Origin of the sequence: Synechococcus sp. A18-25c, from assembly GCF_014280035.1 — a bacterium.
In the GTDB taxonomy this organism is placed as follows: domain Bacteria; phylum Cyanobacteriota; class Cyanobacteriia; order PCC-6307; family Cyanobiaceae; genus Synechococcus_C.
Genome location: NZ_CP047957.1, coordinates 592,881 through 606,749, shown reverse-complemented (window position 1 = coordinate 606,749; position 13,869 = coordinate 592,881). Strand labels below are relative to the sequence as shown.

General features: G+C 51.8%; 21 protein-coding genes. 13 read left to right on the top strand and 8 right to left on the bottom strand.

Annotated elements, in window-relative coordinates:
- Positions 1-48: 48 nt before the first annotated feature.
- The 5 genes from SynA1825c_RS03150 to SynA1825c_RS03130 all read right to left on the bottom strand — a co-directional run bounded on the left by SynA1825c_RS03150 (position 49) and on the right by SynA1825c_RS03130 (position 4,083).
- Positions 49-1,008, bottom strand: a complete 960-nt coding sequence (locus SynA1825c_RS03150) for an NAD(P)/FAD-dependent oxidoreductase (protein WP_186470243.1) — start codon at positions 1,006-1,008, stop codon at positions 49-51.
- A complete protein-coding gene (locus SynA1825c_RS03145; protein WP_186470242.1) occupies positions 1,005-1,682 on the bottom strand; it encodes an alpha/beta fold hydrolase in 678 nt (225 codons plus the stop codon). Before SynA1825c_RS03145 ends, SynA1825c_RS03150 begins: the two co-directional genes overlap by 4 nt.
- A 1,224-nt stretch (positions 1,683-2,906) precedes the next feature.
- Positions 2,907-3,167, bottom strand: a complete 261-nt coding sequence (locus SynA1825c_RS03140; RefSeq protein ID WP_370593772.1) for a DUF3303 domain-containing protein — start codon at positions 3,165-3,167, stop codon at positions 2,907-2,909.
- Between the two features lie 115 nt (positions 3,168-3,282).
- The gene (locus SynA1825c_RS03135; protein WP_255478438.1) at positions 3,283-3,636 is read right to left on the bottom strand and encodes a hypothetical protein; all 354 of its coding nucleotides are present in this window, start codon (positions 3,634-3,636) and stop codon (positions 3,283-3,285) included.
- 228 nt (positions 3,637-3,864) lie between these two features.
- Complete coding sequence (locus tag SynA1825c_RS03130) at positions 3,865-4,083, bottom strand: DUF1330 domain-containing protein (protein WP_186470240.1); 219 nt, start codon at positions 4,081-4,083, stop codon at positions 3,865-3,867.
- A 147-nt stretch (positions 4,084-4,230) separates the two neighbouring features.
- On the opposite strand from SynA1825c_RS03130, the gene SynA1825c_RS03125 reads away from it, so the two are divergent.
- Entirely contained in the window at positions 4,231-4,410 is a 180-nt protein-coding gene (locus tag SynA1825c_RS03125) for a hypothetical protein (RefSeq protein ID WP_186471253.1), read from the top strand.
- 827 nt (positions 4,411-5,237) lie between these two features.
- Here the strand turns inward: SynA1825c_RS03125 and SynA1825c_RS03120 are convergent.
- The 3 genes from SynA1825c_RS03120 to SynA1825c_RS13595 form a co-directional block, all read right to left on the bottom strand.
- A complete protein-coding gene (locus tag SynA1825c_RS03120; protein ID WP_186470239.1) occupies positions 5,238-5,579 on the bottom strand; it encodes a hypothetical protein in 342 nt (113 codons plus the stop codon).
- Between the two features lie 641 nt (positions 5,580-6,220).
- Positions 6,221-6,934 (bottom strand): M66 family metalloprotease, encoded by a 714-nt coding sequence (locus tag SynA1825c_RS03115; protein ID WP_186470238.1) that lies wholly within the window; start codon positions 6,932-6,934, stop codon positions 6,221-6,223.
- Positions 6,935-7,170: 236 nt separating this feature from the next.
- Positions 7,171-7,425: a hypothetical protein gene (locus SynA1825c_RS13595; RefSeq protein ID WP_255477118.1), complete on the bottom strand. Its 255-nt coding sequence runs from the start codon at positions 7,423-7,425 to the stop codon at positions 7,171-7,173.
- A gap of 695 nt (positions 7,426-8,120) precedes the next feature.
- On the opposite strand from SynA1825c_RS13595, the gene SynA1825c_RS03110 reads away from it, so the two are divergent.
- The 12 genes from SynA1825c_RS03110 to SynA1825c_RS03060 all read left to right on the top strand — a co-directional run bounded on the left by SynA1825c_RS03110 (position 8,121) and on the right by SynA1825c_RS03060 (position 13,867).
- A complete protein-coding gene (locus SynA1825c_RS03110) occupies positions 8,121-8,300 on the top strand; it encodes a hypothetical protein (RefSeq protein WP_186470237.1) in 180 nt (59 codons plus the stop codon).
- A gap of 59 nt (positions 8,301-8,359) precedes the next feature.
- Positions 8,360-8,647: a Nif11-like leader peptide family natural product precursor gene (locus SynA1825c_RS03105; RefSeq protein ID WP_186470236.1), complete on the top strand. Its 288-nt coding sequence runs from the start codon at positions 8,360-8,362 to the stop codon at positions 8,645-8,647.
- Positions 8,648-8,806: 159 nt separating this feature from the next.
- Positions 8,807-8,926: a Nif11-like leader peptide family natural product precursor gene (locus SynA1825c_RS13740; protein WP_186470984.1), complete on the top strand. Its 120-nt coding sequence runs from the start codon at positions 8,807-8,809 to the stop codon at positions 8,924-8,926.
- 226 nt (positions 8,927-9,152) lie between these two features.
- Positions 9,153-9,485 carry a DUF805 domain-containing protein gene (locus SynA1825c_RS03095; protein WP_186470235.1) on the top strand — a complete coding sequence of 111 codons (333 nt, stop codon included), beginning with the start codon at positions 9,153-9,155 and terminating at the stop codon, positions 9,483-9,485.
- An 87-nt stretch (positions 9,486-9,572) separates the two neighbouring features.
- Complete coding sequence (locus SynA1825c_RS03090; protein ID WP_186470234.1) at positions 9,573-9,743, top strand: hypothetical protein; 171 nt, start codon at positions 9,573-9,575, stop codon at positions 9,741-9,743.
- Between the two features lie 507 nt (positions 9,744-10,250).
- On the top strand, positions 10,251-10,520 hold the full coding sequence (locus tag SynA1825c_RS03085) for a hypothetical protein (protein ID WP_186470233.1): 270 nt from the start codon (positions 10,251-10,253) through the stop codon (positions 10,518-10,520).
- A gap of 124 nt (positions 10,521-10,644) precedes the next feature.
- On the top strand, positions 10,645-10,890 hold the full coding sequence (locus SynA1825c_RS03080) for a Nif11-like leader peptide family natural product precursor (RefSeq protein WP_186470232.1): 246 nt from the start codon (positions 10,645-10,647) through the stop codon (positions 10,888-10,890).
- 188 nt (positions 10,891-11,078) lie between these two features.
- On the top strand, positions 11,079-11,324 hold the full coding sequence (locus SynA1825c_RS03075; protein ID WP_186470231.1) for a Nif11-like leader peptide family natural product precursor: 246 nt from the start codon (positions 11,079-11,081) through the stop codon (positions 11,322-11,324).
- A gap of 273 nt (positions 11,325-11,597) precedes the next feature.
- The gene (locus SynA1825c_RS13590; protein ID WP_255478437.1) at positions 11,598-11,705 is read left to right on the top strand and encodes a tRNA dimethylallyltransferase; all 108 of its coding nucleotides are present in this window, start codon (positions 11,598-11,600) and stop codon (positions 11,703-11,705) included.
- Positions 11,706-11,881: 176 nt separating this feature from the next.
- Positions 11,882-11,992 (top strand): DUF4278 domain-containing protein, encoded by a 111-nt coding sequence (locus tag SynA1825c_RS13735; RefSeq protein WP_222930023.1) that lies wholly within the window; start codon positions 11,882-11,884, stop codon positions 11,990-11,992.
- The gene (locus SynA1825c_RS03070) at positions 11,970-12,347 is read left to right on the top strand and encodes a hypothetical protein (protein WP_222930022.1); all 378 of its coding nucleotides are present in this window, start codon (positions 11,970-11,972) and stop codon (positions 12,345-12,347) included. Before SynA1825c_RS13735 ends, SynA1825c_RS03070 begins: the two co-directional genes overlap by 23 nt.
- 344 nt (positions 12,348-12,691) lie before the next feature.
- The gene (locus SynA1825c_RS03060; RefSeq protein ID WP_186470229.1) at positions 12,692-13,867 is read left to right on the top strand and encodes a class I SAM-dependent RNA methyltransferase; all 1,176 of its coding nucleotides are present in this window, start codon (positions 12,692-12,694) and stop codon (positions 13,865-13,867) included.
- Positions 13,868-13,869 lie beyond the last annotated feature (2 nt).

Genomic DNA, 13,869 nt, shown 5'->3' with positions numbered 1-13,869 from the left:
ACGCCAGTGTGCCCGCCTAACAGCGGGCATGTTGGCATCAGGAAAAGTTCATCGATGGACCCAATCGACACGAATATCGCGACGGTGATTCAAAAACTTATCAATCGACATGGCGGCAATACAGCCATCCGAACAAGCAACAACAGCCTGCTTAAAAGGCGTATTACGGATATCACCGACAGCCCACACACCCTCCACAGCCGTCATCATGTCAGCATTGACGTCCACACCCCCATCGCTTCGAAGCGGAATCTGGCCCTGCAAAAAGTCAGTAATAGGAAGACTGCCTGTGGAGTAAATAAATACTCCATTGGCCTCAAGATTTGCAGAGCAATCCTCTCCTAACTTCTGAAGCATGACACCCGTGACACCTGAGTCATTACCCTCGACTGACAACAAACGCGTACGGTTTAATCGCTTGACATTCGGGGCAGACTCAAGATGCTGAACTCCCAAAGCTGAAGAGCTTGGCTTTGCGTTTGTCACCCAATACACGGTTGAGGCGAATTTCGATAACACCATCGCTTCGTCAATTGCCTCTTGATTCGCTCCATAAACAACAACATTCTGATTTCGATAGAAAGCCCCGTCACAAGTGGCACAATAACTGACACCACGCCCCAGAAATTCATCTTCACCGGGAAGCACTGACGACCGACCCATTGCGCCTGTAGCCAAAACCAAGGCTTTACATTGAAAGACACCAACAGGTGTGTAGACCAACTTCAAAGGACCAGATACATCAATTCCATAAACCTGTGCTTGCTGGTACTCAGCGCCATAAGCAACAGCCTGGTCACGCATCACCTTGAGAAGATCCGAACCTGTAGTGTCAGCTGATATTCCTGGATAATTTGCAATTTTATGCGTAATCGCCAAAGCACCAACAGCAGGGTTTTTATCCAAAACAATCGTTTTCAATGCCGATCGCGCGGCATAAAGAGCACAAGCACAGCCAGCGGGACCTCCACCAATAATCAAAACGTCCGCTTCAATGATATCGGTCATGATCGGCCTCCCAGCAATGAAGAATGATTAGTCGACTGCATATCGAAGTTGCGCCACTGATCAGGCACAAGAGTAATGAATTTAGTGATGGAATCAGCTGCGGTCATAAATTTGTCTGCAGGGAAAAAGTGTCTCCCTTGCTCCACCTCTACATAGCGATCGCCTGGCTTTAACAATCGATCCCAACGCGCATGAGAACCAGAATCAACCACAATGTCATTAGCAGCATTCAGAACAAGCATCGGCATCGAAGGTACTTGCAAGCAGCCCGACAATCGCTGGTGATCCAGCAATGAGCCATCAACAAAGTCTTGATCAAGACACTTCTCAAGAAGCCGCGGAAATAATGCTTTAGCGCGCAAGTGCTGACTAGAGATCAATAAGGATGACAAATGAGCTAAGACATTCGACCTTGAGCAAGGCAATTGTCGTCTCATCTGAAAGTAGTGAGAAGACCAATGATTGGCAATCTTTGTATCGACCGCTAGTAGCGTGAGGGATTGCACTAACTCTGGGTAACGATGCGCGAAAAGGCATGCGACTGTGCCACTGATGCCGTGACCAATCAGATGAGAGGGCTGATCTTCATCCAATAATGTTTCTCTAAGAAGATTATGAAGAGTATCAATGGAACAAGTTTCATCAGGGTCATGGCAAAAAGACCAACGACGCACAGTGAAAGAGTGGCTTAACCGCTGAGCAAGTCTTGAATTCAGACAATACAAAGAGGGCTGTAGATCAACCCAAAAAAGAGTAGGAGGAGCCACGAGGCATCTAGTTTTGAATAGTTTCAAAGAGAAGCTGGAACACTGAGCTCTAAAAAGCACCAATCCAAGTATCAAGCACAACATTCAGGTGAAAATAAGACTCAAGAGGCGATCCTATGAATACGAATCGCACGCCTTTTAATCAGCAGATTGAGATGACGAATAAGCTTCAACTCCCCTACATCGGCAACACATTCTAATTGAGTCAACTTTTGAAATTGACTCTTGCTGATTACGCCAGAACAAGTTGCATTTAGATAAAGCTCAACGACTAGCGACTTCACTTTCCCACAATCTACAGCTTCCATAACCCTGAGCTAAACCTCTACGAAAGTAATAGAGATTCCAACGCAAACCGTGTATCAAATGATCAATCCATGCAGAACAATCAATCGCAAAGGACATTCACCTGAAAAGTGCTTCCACAAGAACAACTGATCCATTAAAAAGTTTCATTCGGCACACAGAACACTGCCATAACATTCACTGTGGAAAAACCAACTACCGAAAATGATCAAAGTTTCGGCAATTCCATGAACACAACATCATGCAGCATCTCGAGGAGGCTTGGTCCAAGCATGGGTTGGAGATCCAAACGGGTGCGCATTGCCATGGCATTAAGGAACCAAGGATGGACCTATCAATCAATCTCTGAACACCTGTTCGCGTCTCCGAAAAGCATCATGAGAGACATCAAATGCTACATCATCAATCCAAGACGACTAGCTAGAGAGAATCCCACAACCTGGGAAACCATAAATCAAGCAACGAAAAGCCTTAACCAACGAACACCTGCATATTAAAAAAGTCGATAACAGGCGAAATGAATCTATAAACTCATTAAAAACAAACATGACCCTATCAAAATCGTAAACGCAACAAATATCGGTCAAGCGTCCAGCCCTTCGACCTAGTTTAAATCCTTCTAGAACATATAATCTTGATTCAATCTAGAAAAAATGCACACAATCCTCTGCATGAAGACTGTGTGGGATCAGTGATCAGCATGTGCCAACCCCGCTTGCACGTCGACAAAACCGAATTTTCCGCAACAAGCGAAGAGCTACGCATCGAATACCCATATTGACCACCAGAACCAAAGCGCAAGGCGGCCCTGGTGGGATGACGGACTCAGCCGTAAACCTTGGCAATCAAAGGCGCCGCCTCTTCATCCGTGCAGACAGGCGTCACGGTCCAATGCATGATTTCTGCCCACTCAGCAGCATGCTCATAGCAGACCTTGGGATCATCTGTTTCCACGAGGATCCAACCCTCGCAGGAACCAGGACCATGCAAGCGCTTGAAAGACTTGCATTGCGGGAAAGGAGCGCCTGTCGCCAGGAACTTTTTCGCGGCAATTTCGTGGTAACCGGTCTTGAACGACCAGTGCATCAAAAACATCACTCAAACAATTGACTCCTCACAATCGTCGCATGAAAACTCCCAGAGTCCGTATCAGCAGGAACACGTCGATCGGTTCAACAGAGCGCAGCAATCAAGGAGTTCATCAGCGACGGCGACCCAAAACCTTCCGCGTCACCACACCATTCTCCTTCTGATAGAGGACAAGGCGATCGTCTTCCAACGTGACATAGTTGACAAAACCATCAGCACGATATTGGCGATTGAATGGCACAACCCAAGAGGTCCCCATTGCCATCACATAAATCAATTCCTTCTGATCAGAACTGATGCAATATCTCACTTTCTCATCGGTGTAAACGCCAACATCACTAATGAATTCAGCTTCGAAGTAATCGCACGCCTGGGCACGCTCAAATTCGTCCTTAATGTTGCCAGCGGCCTTTATGCTTGATGCATGTAGTGCATTCGGATGGACAACCAGAACGGCGGCAAGCAAGGGGATCAATCGAATCAGCCGCATACGCCTCAAACACTTGATGCACTCAGTCCGTCATAGCAAATTTTGGTCGGATTGTCCTGAAATGAGCCAACAGATGAGAGACCAGGTGCCATTCACCTTGATGAGCTTGAATTTAGCCAAAGCATCGAAATCAAAGAACCCAACAGCAGGGAGACAGAGACACAACCAACAGAGTTATGCCCATTTCAGTGAGATGAATGCGTTCTAATGCGTAGCATGATCGGCCTCTTCGATGATGGACAAGGAAACATCGCCATGGGGCTGTCGAAGCTTGAGAATCTCCTGATCGTCGGAAGCTTCATTGGCCGCCTTCGCTTCAGCAAGAGATCCAAATTCGACGATCACCGTGAGATGGCCAGGTTGTCTCTCCCCTAAATCGGTATCGAGATCTCGACAAAGAAAACGAGTTCCGCCCTTAGCCATGTCAAGCAATAAGTCATGCAGAGGCTCACATGGCCGAAAAGCTTCAGCGATGCGCCAAGGACAGAAATCGACGAGGTTCGCTTGAGGCAACGCTGTCGCACGTGGCCTCCAGGAATGAACGCGGGGGCTTTCAAGCCAAGGCCTAAGATGCTTTACTTGCTCTTAACCAAAGCCTTCAAGCGATTGAACCCTGAAAAGCAACATCACAAGCTCAAGAAGCTACAGCTGAAGGCCCAAGACTGCCTGTCTCGAGAGGAAGCACAGAAGATCATCAGAAAAGCAAACAAAGCCCACCGCAAACTTGCTGAAGGGGACGCGAACGGCTGATCCAGTTCAACGACGGATGAATTGAGTGACTGAAGGGGCGCGAGGGGAGTCCGAGTCTGCTTTTACCACAAGGTCGCGCCATGACTCTGACTCACACGAATCAGCGAGGAAATCGTCAAAGTCGAGTGCAAACTCGCGACAGACGCAGACAATCCGTTTAGAGAAATCGTCCAATCCGACTTTCTCCAAACCACGGGCGCACGTAGAGATCTGGAGCAGACATTGAAATTTTGAATTTCTAGCAGCCGATCAAGGAACGACCTATCGGCAGGTCAACTTCAACCCTTTTTCATACCATCGCATCGATCGCGATAGCCTTTTGACGTTGCAAAACAGCATTTCAACTAAAAATTTGGCTCATTGATTGCAAAAGACTGCTGGCAAACAGAGATCAATGAAGCCAAAAGAATATGCCGAGCATGACTGCACAACGCGCGTCAAAGTTCAAAAATCAAAACTCCGGACGCCGCAACAGGTGTTCTTCATCCCCCTCCTGAGGAACTGCAACACCCTCAAGCCTCCCTTATCTGGGTGAGTGACGTTCATCCCGCTTTAACTTCACCCAAATGGCCTTCTCAAGAGCAGTCAGCTTTGGAGCTTGCTCATCGAGCATTGCACTGGCCCGAGCCTTGGCATCAACGATGTACCTGGTCGTGCGATCCAGTTCGTCAAAACCCATGTCCACCCATCAGACAACACTTCAGTCGTAGCCAAACGAACCAAACCACAATGTGTCATCGATCACCATGATGACGAACTTCGGCCTGAATGATCAGAGCTCTGGCGGGAGCATGGCTCATCACCACTGCACTGATTCGCGATTGTTTTCAGAACTTCCTTGGATACGGAGGGTTCCCTGCCATTTCAATGTTGATCTCCTTGCAAATATTCATCCATGCACCCAATCCAAAGTTCACGCCATTGGGGCCGTCGATGAACTCTTGAAACTCCTCTGCTGTGATTCCCTCGCGGACTTCCCAGATGCAGAAAGCAGGCCCCTCAGGTCCAACAGGGCAGAAGGCGTGGTTGTAGAAACCCGCTTCGAGATTTTGAGCGACTGCCTCATCCCAACCACCACCTGGGGCCATCGCAGCTTGCGCTGTCTCCCACCACTGCTGCGCTTTACCGGCACGGAACTCGTGGTGAACGTGGAAAAACTTCGAGGCCATGAAGCAATCGTGATTCAGCACATCTTGAATTGAAAGCCCAGTCTGAGCTGTTGCTTGCAGTACTCCGCAGCAACTGGCTGGTGTGGCGGCACGGCATCGCTCCAGTCAGCTGATTGATCGAAGTCCTACGGCAGTGGATTGGCTGGAGGATCTCTTCAAGCGGAAGTGCCCCGGTACCCATGGTCGATCTTGTCCGATGATTTGGGGCAGTAACAGGTGGTCTTGATGCCGGTCGAAGTTGGCGTGGTTCTGATTGGTGCTGGATTTGCCATGGGTGTGTCCCTCGCAGTCGCTGTTTGGTTTGAACGTTGGAAGGCCAAGCAGCCAGATGATGAAGGCGAATAAGCAATCAATCAGCCCCAGCGCTTCAACAGAAGCTCCAAGACCTGGCACCATTCGCAGCCTTGAAGAGTGTTAAGTGCACAGGGACTAAGACCGTTGCAAGCTTCTTTGCTGCATCTTCTTCCACGCATCAATGGCGTTAAGACGTTTTGTCTGACGAATCACGGGCTACCCCTGACCAGAGACTGAGTGCGTATCGGCTTGCACCCAGTGCGCTTGCTTTGCTTTGGTCCTGCATTCCTGAAACCCAATGACTATTTAAGAGAGTTATTGATCCATCGATCATGGGAGTCCCTTCTTCATTCCGAGCCCCAGATTCTCTGCAAGACAGCAATGTCATAATCAGTAAAAAACCGAGGCGGACGACCTGGTCCTGGCTTGTAAGCCATCACCGTTATCCCTGCATGCGCAGAAGCCTTTGAAAAGGGCTGGTTGTCATAGAGACAATCCCCATCGACGTCTGAGAAGGGATGTTCAAGGCCAAGGGCATGGCCAAATTCGTGCAGGAATAACCAGACGGGATCTTCTTGCCCAGTAGCGATTCCCCGACATCCATTCAAGATCATGATGTATTGAGTCCCTCCAGCATTCTGCGCAAGCGCTCCCTCTTTTTCGTCGTTCTTATCGCAGTATCCAACGATGACCAGGTCAGCATCTTGGGCCCGCCGAACCTCCCGAAAATCAAGGCTGATCAACCGATCAGTGGCCCTGATCAGCTCAATGCCCAAGGTTTTTTCTTCGTCATAAAAAGGATCAGACTCGATCATTTGCCATGGTGAGCCTGGGATAATTTCCCCTTTGGCATTGCCATACACCACTTGATAGCGGCGTCGCCGCATTTCAAAGAAATAGCTGATTGATGTGCGTCCTCCAAGGAACTCCTGGTCGGCAGCATTCCATGGGGCAATCAAAGCCCGAGCTGTGGGTTGATTGTCGCAATGCTCAGCAAAAGCTGGCAGTGGCGCCATGACAACAGCAGACGCCAGTAATCCAATGGGGAGACGGCGCAGCATGGATCGAGAGTTAGTCCGCGCATAATGCCGAGCTGCGCTTGCATCGTCAGCACCGGGAAGGGAGCATCGTTCCCGGCCTCCTGATCTCTGCAGGGTTTCCCTGACTTCGATGGCGTTGTGCCTCAGCATTCCCCTGACAACAGGGAGACAACCGGCAGCAGATCAACAGAGTGCTGGAATTCTGATAGTGAAGGGTGGCAACGAAGCCACCTTTTTGCCGATCGCTCCGGAGGTGGTTAGAGGATTCCGAGGGGACCTGTTTTCTTCTTGCAATACCCAGCGCCGATGTTCATCCACCCCTCTAAGCATGCCCCGCCATTCGTGGGCGCAACCTCGTAGTAGATGGGAGAGACGCAGGTTGTTCCCAGAGTGTTGACGTAACCCAGCGGGCACTGGTCATGCCCCGGAGCTTTGGGAATTTCCTTTTGGGCGAAGGCCGGTGCAGCGATGGCTGACGAGACAAGGACGAGTGAAGTGACGACAGCTCTCATCGGAAGTAGGGACTCATTCAAGACTGGTTCTAGGAGCAGGGAAGTGGGATTTCAACAACGTTGCCGTAACTGATTGGGTCATTGGACCGGCAAACAGTCGATGGCGAGGAGGGAATGGCGCTAAATCACCTGGACGTGGAGTAGGCCGTCACCCGATTGGATTCCCAAAGACCCCTAAAAAGACCCCTGGGCACTCAGAAAGAGCCGCCTTGCAACGCCGTGATGTGTGGTGTTGTCTGCAAAACCACTCCACTCAGCGCTTGAGAGACTCAGCGGGTTGCTGCGAATCCGTTTTGGCGGAGATACATCAATCCTCGGTGCTTCTGTGAGGGGATGGCATCGGCGCCCATGAAAGCTGCTTCCAGATGCAGTAAAACCGCCTCTTTCTTAGCGGCAGTCTTCCTCACTGGTGCAAATGCTGAACCGTTCCAATACAACGCGGTCATCACAGCTCCTGCAGAGCCCAAGCCCCCGTTCCATGGCTTGGATCGAGCTGCGCCCCACAGAAGTGGAGTGAACGTTTAGTAGCGGTCGCTACATGTCCGTGATAGATCTCTTGGCGGTCGCTGCGCAACCCCGAACAGGGATTCCACACAAAGACCGATGGCAACGCTGGAAGAGTTCAAGGCCATGCGAGATGCGGTGACGATGAATGTGCAAGGGGAGCTGTTCAGGCTGATGACCTCAACAACCTGATGCTTCGGTTCGACGCATGGTGGAGAGCTGCTGAGAAAGGGATGACGATGACCGCCGAAGAGGTGCGTGGCTTACTCAGGGAGATGCACGGCGATGACGAGTTCGATGACATCGAGCTGGATGCCGTTGCCTTGGCATGCGACCCATGCGCAGATGGCTCTTTGGCGGCTCATCCCTGACCGTTTGAGTCGTTGAAGCCGATCGTGGCTAGGAGACGCCAGAAGTCCCACTCACTTCAATGTCCGAAGAACAAGTCAAAGCCTTTCTAGAAATTGTCAAAGGCGACACCGGGCTTCAGGAAAAGCTGAAAGCAGCAGCCTCCCCTGGAGCTGCGATTGCAATCGCCAAAGAAGCAGGATTTGCAATTACCGCAGAAGATATTCAATCAATGGAATCGGGAGAAGTATCAGACGAGGAGCTGGAAGCTGCAGCAGGAGGAGTGCAATCTCCCAGCTTCGATATCGACATCAGATGCAGAGCGTGCTTGTTTCAGACCGAGGGAAACCCACCCGCACGCGTGCTGTAAGGTCCGAGAAACGCCTAGAGAAGAAAGCTTGAGCATTTCGTGAAGTCTTCTAGTAGCCAACGCCCTCATTGAAGATCAATCAGCGAAATGGTGCTGACCGTTGCTACAGCTAAATTATAGTATCACTTACTCCAATGTAAAAAGAGCAACCAAAGCGTTCTGGAAGCCATTCAGTCAGACCCAGCGCTTCAACAAAAGCTAAAAGGTGTCACCGACCCTGATGCCATTGGAGGCATTGCCAAGGAAGCAGGCTTCACAATTTCTGTTGAAGAGCGATAAACATCTCAAGCGGGGCTTTCGGTAGATGAGCAGTGATGGCGCGGCCGGCGGACTCCAATGCTTGTGCTGGGGCAGCTAGCTGACAGCTGGGATACGACGAATGTGAATGGTGGGCTACAAGCTGCGACTAGCACGACTCTCTCTTTTGTGTGCTGTAGTGAACCTCGTGCTGCCAGTCGCTCTGTTGAGCTCTAAAACAAGGCACGGAGACCTTGCATTGAGTCACATGGGACCTGCAGAAGCATTCACTACTGCTTGGAGAAAGGCCTTCACCTACGGCGGTAAAGCAACAAGAGCCGAATATTGGTGGTTCTTCCTCACCCAGTTCATCGTCATACTCGTGTTGCAATCGCTAGGAAATGCATCAGAGTTTGGAGCTGTTCTAACCCTTTTCTATGGAGTCGCGAGCATCTTCCCCAATCTTTCGCTCGTGGTTCGTCGGCTTCGCGACATTGGCAAACAATGGCAGTGGATCTTTATTAGCCTGGTTCCGTTTATAGGCGGCATCTGGTTCATTATTTTGATGTGCCAACCCAGCGTACTTGATGAAACTAACTAAGACTTCGACGATGTACTCACAAGACTGATTTTTTGTAGAAACCCAAAAGTGTGGGCATGACGGCGAGTTTGATCCGTACCACCAATCTTGAGCGTTCGCCAGCCAACCCACTTCACCAGCCTAGGGCGAATGATGATCAACGAGCGGGCGATCCTTGTTAGCCATACCTCAGATTCTTCTGACGGTCATCAACACTTACAGCAGTTCAACCAAACCGTTGACACTGGAAATATTGATGACCGTCATGCTCTTGATTGAACTGATACTTGTATGACGTGCGAAAAAGTTTTGGGTACGGGTCATTGCTTGAGCTGGGCTTTTACAAGCTTTTGCTGGATGTGGTTGACGAGCTGAAGCGTCACTTCACGGTGCCATGACTTAACGAGGAGGAAGCAGATCGGATGGTGGGCTGGAACTGGGGAGTGAGTCTTTGAAACCGAGTCATTGCAGTGCTTTTAAAACCCTGTGAGCAACATCACAGGTTGCTTTAAGGCAGATCATCGAGTCGTTTGGTGATTCCCGAGATGGTGTGTGCATCGAAGGGGGAGACCCCAAACCACACACTTCTCAGCTCATGGCTTGCGCACTGGTTATCGCCTTCACCGTCATTGGCATGCTCGCCACTCACTCCGAGCAAACATCTTTAAACCGCATCGAGGAAGGACTTCGGGTCCAAGTGCGCTGAAGCGGGTCACCCGGTTCGATCCGGGTGGCTGAACTGTTGCCGCATCAGGGCTACAACGGAGTCACGCTGCAGATCCGCTGATGGCAACCCTGGACGAGTTCAAGGCAATGCGTGATGCGGTGCCGATGAGTGTGCAGGGTGAGCTGTTCAAGCTGATGACCTCAGACCCTGATGCCTCGATCCAGCGCATGGTGGAGATTGCGGCAGAGAAGGGGATGACCCTCACCGTGGAAGAGGTGCGTGGCTTCCTCAGGCAGATGGATGACGATGACGAGTTCGATGATTTCGAGCTGGATGCTGTTGCCCTTGCTGCCATTGCTGGTGGCGGGGGTCAATTAGGTAGTAGTTGAGCCATGGGGTCGTTGCCCTGGCATGCGACCCATGCGCAAGTGGCTGTTTGGTGGCTTATCGATGACCGTTTGAGTCGTTGAAGCCAATCGTGACTATCAAAAGGCTGTAGCTCCACGCCCTCCAATGTCAGAAGAGCAACTCAAAGCGTTCCTAGAGAAGGTCATGGCTGACACCAGCCTTCAGGAAAAGCTCAAGGCAGCAGCCTCACCTGAAGCCGCCATTGAAATCGCCAAAGACGCAGGCTTTTCAATTACTGCAGAAGATGTTCAATCAATGCAATCGGCAACGGTAGAAGTTTCAGACGAGGAGCTAGAGGGCGCATCCGGCGGGGGATACCCCACAGCGACCTGTGGTTGGGGGTTGGGTTAGCGCAAGTAATCCTACGTCCCCAAAGCTCCTGCATTGTCACGAGCTTTTATTGCTTCAATCGTCTGACTAACCCCTTCAATCAGCCTTCAATACCTAATACCATCGCCCGCATTTAGCGCGCTGTTTTATTACTAACTGACACCGCTACCGAACGTTGCTATGACCAGGCTGTAGCTCCACGCCCTCCAATGTCAGAAGAGCAACTCAAAGCGTTCCTAGAGAAGGTCATGGCTGACACCAGCCTTCAGGACAAGCTCAAGGCAGCAGCCTCCCCTGAAGCTGCTGTTGAAATCGCCAAAGACGCAGGCTTTTCAATTACTGCAGAAGATGTTCAATCAATGCAATCGGTAGAATTATCAGTCGAGGAGCTGGAAGCTACAGCTGGCGGAGCCTGTGAGGGAGTTTGGACGTTCGAGTGCAGCCACAATTGTTGAGCCTACACCCCCAAAGCCCCTGCATTGACAGAGGTTTATCATTGCTAATTAGTCTGACTAACTCCATCAATCAGCCTTCAATACCTGGCATAGATAAGGGCAGTTGAGTCAAAGTAGATAAAACGCATTCGCTAAAATTAGGGTGTCAATTAGGGACATTGCAGCCCGTAAATCATGACACCAAATCAGATTCAACTATTGAATCGTGCTTGCAAGATGGCAGGCGTTGATTCAAGCAAGATCAGTCCATCAAATCCGTTTGAGAAGTCAGGAATGACAGCGGTTTTGTTGCAGGCGGCGATTGCTGAGCTTGACCCAGCACGGGCGGCACGGTGGATCTCAGACCACCGGCGGCGGATCAAAAAGGCCCTGGAATCCTGAAACTCGAGCATCCCTGCGGGGGCGCTTTTTTTGTAATTCCGACTGGCGGTGAGCACCGACGCCAGCCCAGTTGGAGCTTCCACTTAGCTTCAGATTTGATGCGGCGAATCAATGCTTTTATCCCGGTTTCTGGACAAAGAGCCTTGATCGCTGAACGTTCTGAGCGCATCCACCTGATGCAGTACAGAAGGGGGGAGTACATCCTCAATCGTCTGAAGGCACAGACGGCGATCCAAAAAGTTGTGAGCCTGACCTACCGAGGTGTTGCCTACGAGAAGCAGCTTTAAACCGGGTGCATTTGTGGTCAATGCACTGGTGGTGAGCACCGCCGCCAAACTGAAGCGTTGCCAACAAACGCCCATGCCGGGAACCGCCACGACCAACGTCGAGATGACGTGTCTTCAGGGTCTGGCGGATTTGGAAAGGCTGGAGGGCCCATGGCTTGATGGCCTGGCCACCGGTGACCCCGAGGTGGCGGCGACCACGGTGCGTCTGTTGCTGGCCCACCTGACCTGGAACAGCAAGCGTCTGCTGGTGGCGATGGTGCTCGATCGCCTGGACGCTGAATTTTGTCAACGTGGGCTGAATGCCCCGATCGTTGTCAACGCCTTGTCAACGGGCTGGATTCTGTCAACGGACTGAATCTCTGAAATCCCTTGCCCTGGAATGGTGGTGGGGGCCTTCCAGCCCCCGTGGATCAATTGGGTGATAAGGCTGACCTCACCCCATCTCCCTTAATGGGTCAGGCAGCAACAGGGGCTGCTTGACGGGAGAAACGAACGATGTTGTTCGCAGTTACGGGTTTGCTCTCACCGAGCAGGCTTCAGTCACCCTCCTCATGCCCCGTCGAAACCATTGCAGCCCCGAGAAAGAAGAAATGGAGCTGAGCGGAATCGAACCGCTGTCCGAAACACTGGTGTGGATCACCTAGTCCGGAAAACCGGACCCTGTCATTCTGACAGCAGTGCAGACCGGGAGCACTGCCGTTGGGTCGTGAAAACCGGATCTCCGCAGTCGCCGTGCTTCCCCAGGGGTTGGAAGACGCTGGCTGCGAAGAGCTTCAGGCCCTTGGGGCTCATGAGGTGCGACCACTTCGGCGTGCAGCCGCCTTCCAGGCCGACATGGCCTGCCTCTATCGGTTGCACCTCCAGGCCCGATTGCCGTTCAGGTTGCTGCGCCAGATGGCCCGCTTTCCCTGTCTGGGGAGAGACGATCTCTATGACGGCATCCGACGGGCCATGAACTGGGAGCGCTGGCTCCATCCCTCCATGACCTTCCGGGTGGATGTCACCGGCACAGCGCCAGGACTGAACCACAGCCACTACTCAGCTCTGCAGGTGAAAAACGCCCTGGTGGACCAGCAGCGCGACCTCTGGGGTGAACGTTCCTCCGTTGATCTGCAGAATCCCGATCTCTCCTTGCAGGTGCACCTCGGACGAGGCGATGCCGTGCTCAGCCTCGACGGCAGCGGCGGCAGCTTGCACCGCCGTGGCTACAGGGCCGCCATGGGTGTGGCTCCACTCAAGGAAAACCTGGCAGCAGGCCTGATCAGACTCACCGAGTGGAATGGTTCAACACCCTTGGTGGATCCCTGTTGCGGTTCGGGCATCCTGCTGATCGAAGCAGCGCTCAGTGCGCTCCAACAGGCCCCAGGGCTCGGACGTCAATTCGCGCTAGAGGGGTGGGCCGATTTTGATCAAGAGCTTTGGCGACGGGAATGCGATCGAGCTCGCACTCGCCAGCGCGAGCCACAAACCCTTCCTCCCATCGTGGGGTTTGAACAAGACCCTGAAATCGCAGAGCAAGCGCGCGACAACGTCAGAGCCGCAGGCCTGGAGGCATGCATCAACATCCACACAGGCGACTTTCTGGATCAAACACTTCCTGATTTACCAGGCGTTCTGGTCTGCAATCCGCCCTACGGCCATCGCATTGGCGATGAACAGCAACTCGAAGCTCTTTATCGCGACCTTGGCACTTACGCGAAACAGAACGCTGCAGGTTGGCAGCTCTGGCTGCTGAGCGGAAACCGCTCGCTCACAGGAGCCCTGAGGCTCAAAGCCTCAAAACGCATCCCTGTCAGCAATGGAGGTCTTGACTGCCGATGGCTTCACTACGGATTGCGCGCCCCATCGAGCGTGCAAGAAGCCTCCATGCGCTGAGC

Coding starts and splice junctions, on each gene's coding strand:
- SynA1825c_RS03150 (WP_186470243.1), bottom strand. CDS start 1,008: ATGACCGATATCATTGAAGCGGACGTTTTGATTATTGGTGGAGGTCCC.
- SynA1825c_RS03140 (WP_370593772.1), bottom strand. CDS start 3,167: ATGCACTGGTCGTTCAAGACCGGTTACCACGAAATTGCCGCGAAAAAG.
- SynA1825c_RS03130 (WP_186470240.1), bottom strand. CDS start 4,083: ATGGCTAAGGGCGGAACTCGTTTTCTTTGTCGAGATCTCGATACCGAT.
- SynA1825c_RS03125 (WP_186471253.1), top strand. CDS start 4,231: ATGCTTTACTTGCTCTTAACCAAAGCCTTCAAGCGATTGAACCCTGAA.
- SynA1825c_RS03120 (WP_186470239.1), bottom strand. CDS start 5,579: ATGGCCTCGAAGTTTTTCCACGTTCACCACGAGTTCCGTGCCGGTAAA.
- SynA1825c_RS03115 (WP_186470238.1), bottom strand. CDS start 6,934: ATGCTGCGCCGTCTCCCCATTGGATTACTGGCGTCTGCTGTTGTCATG.
- SynA1825c_RS13595 (WP_255477118.1), bottom strand. CDS start 7,425: ATGAGAGCTGTCGTCACTTCACTCGTCCTTGTCTCGTCAGCCATCGCT.
- SynA1825c_RS03110 (WP_186470237.1), top strand. CDS start 8,121: ATGCTTCGGTTCGACGCATGGTGGAGAGCTGCTGAGAAAGGGATGACG.
- SynA1825c_RS03105 (WP_186470236.1), top strand. CDS start 8,360: ATGTCCGAAGAACAAGTCAAAGCCTTTCTAGAAATTGTCAAAGGCGAC.
- SynA1825c_RS03095 (WP_186470235.1), top strand. CDS start 9,153: ATGGGACCTGCAGAAGCATTCACTACTGCTTGGAGAAAGGCCTTCACC.
- SynA1825c_RS03085 (WP_186470233.1), top strand. CDS start 10,251: ATGGCAACCCTGGACGAGTTCAAGGCAATGCGTGATGCGGTGCCGATG.
- SynA1825c_RS03080 (WP_186470232.1), top strand. CDS start 10,645: ATGTCAGAAGAGCAACTCAAAGCGTTCCTAGAGAAGGTCATGGCTGAC.
- SynA1825c_RS03075 (WP_186470231.1), top strand. CDS start 11,079: ATGTCAGAAGAGCAACTCAAAGCGTTCCTAGAGAAGGTCATGGCTGAC.
- SynA1825c_RS13590 (WP_255478437.1), top strand. CDS start 11,598: ATGACAGCGGTTTTGTTGCAGGCGGCGATTGCTGAGCTTGACCCAGCA.
- SynA1825c_RS13735 (WP_222930023.1), top strand. CDS start 11,882: ATGCAGTACAGAAGGGGGGAGTACATCCTCAATCGTCTGAAGGCACAG.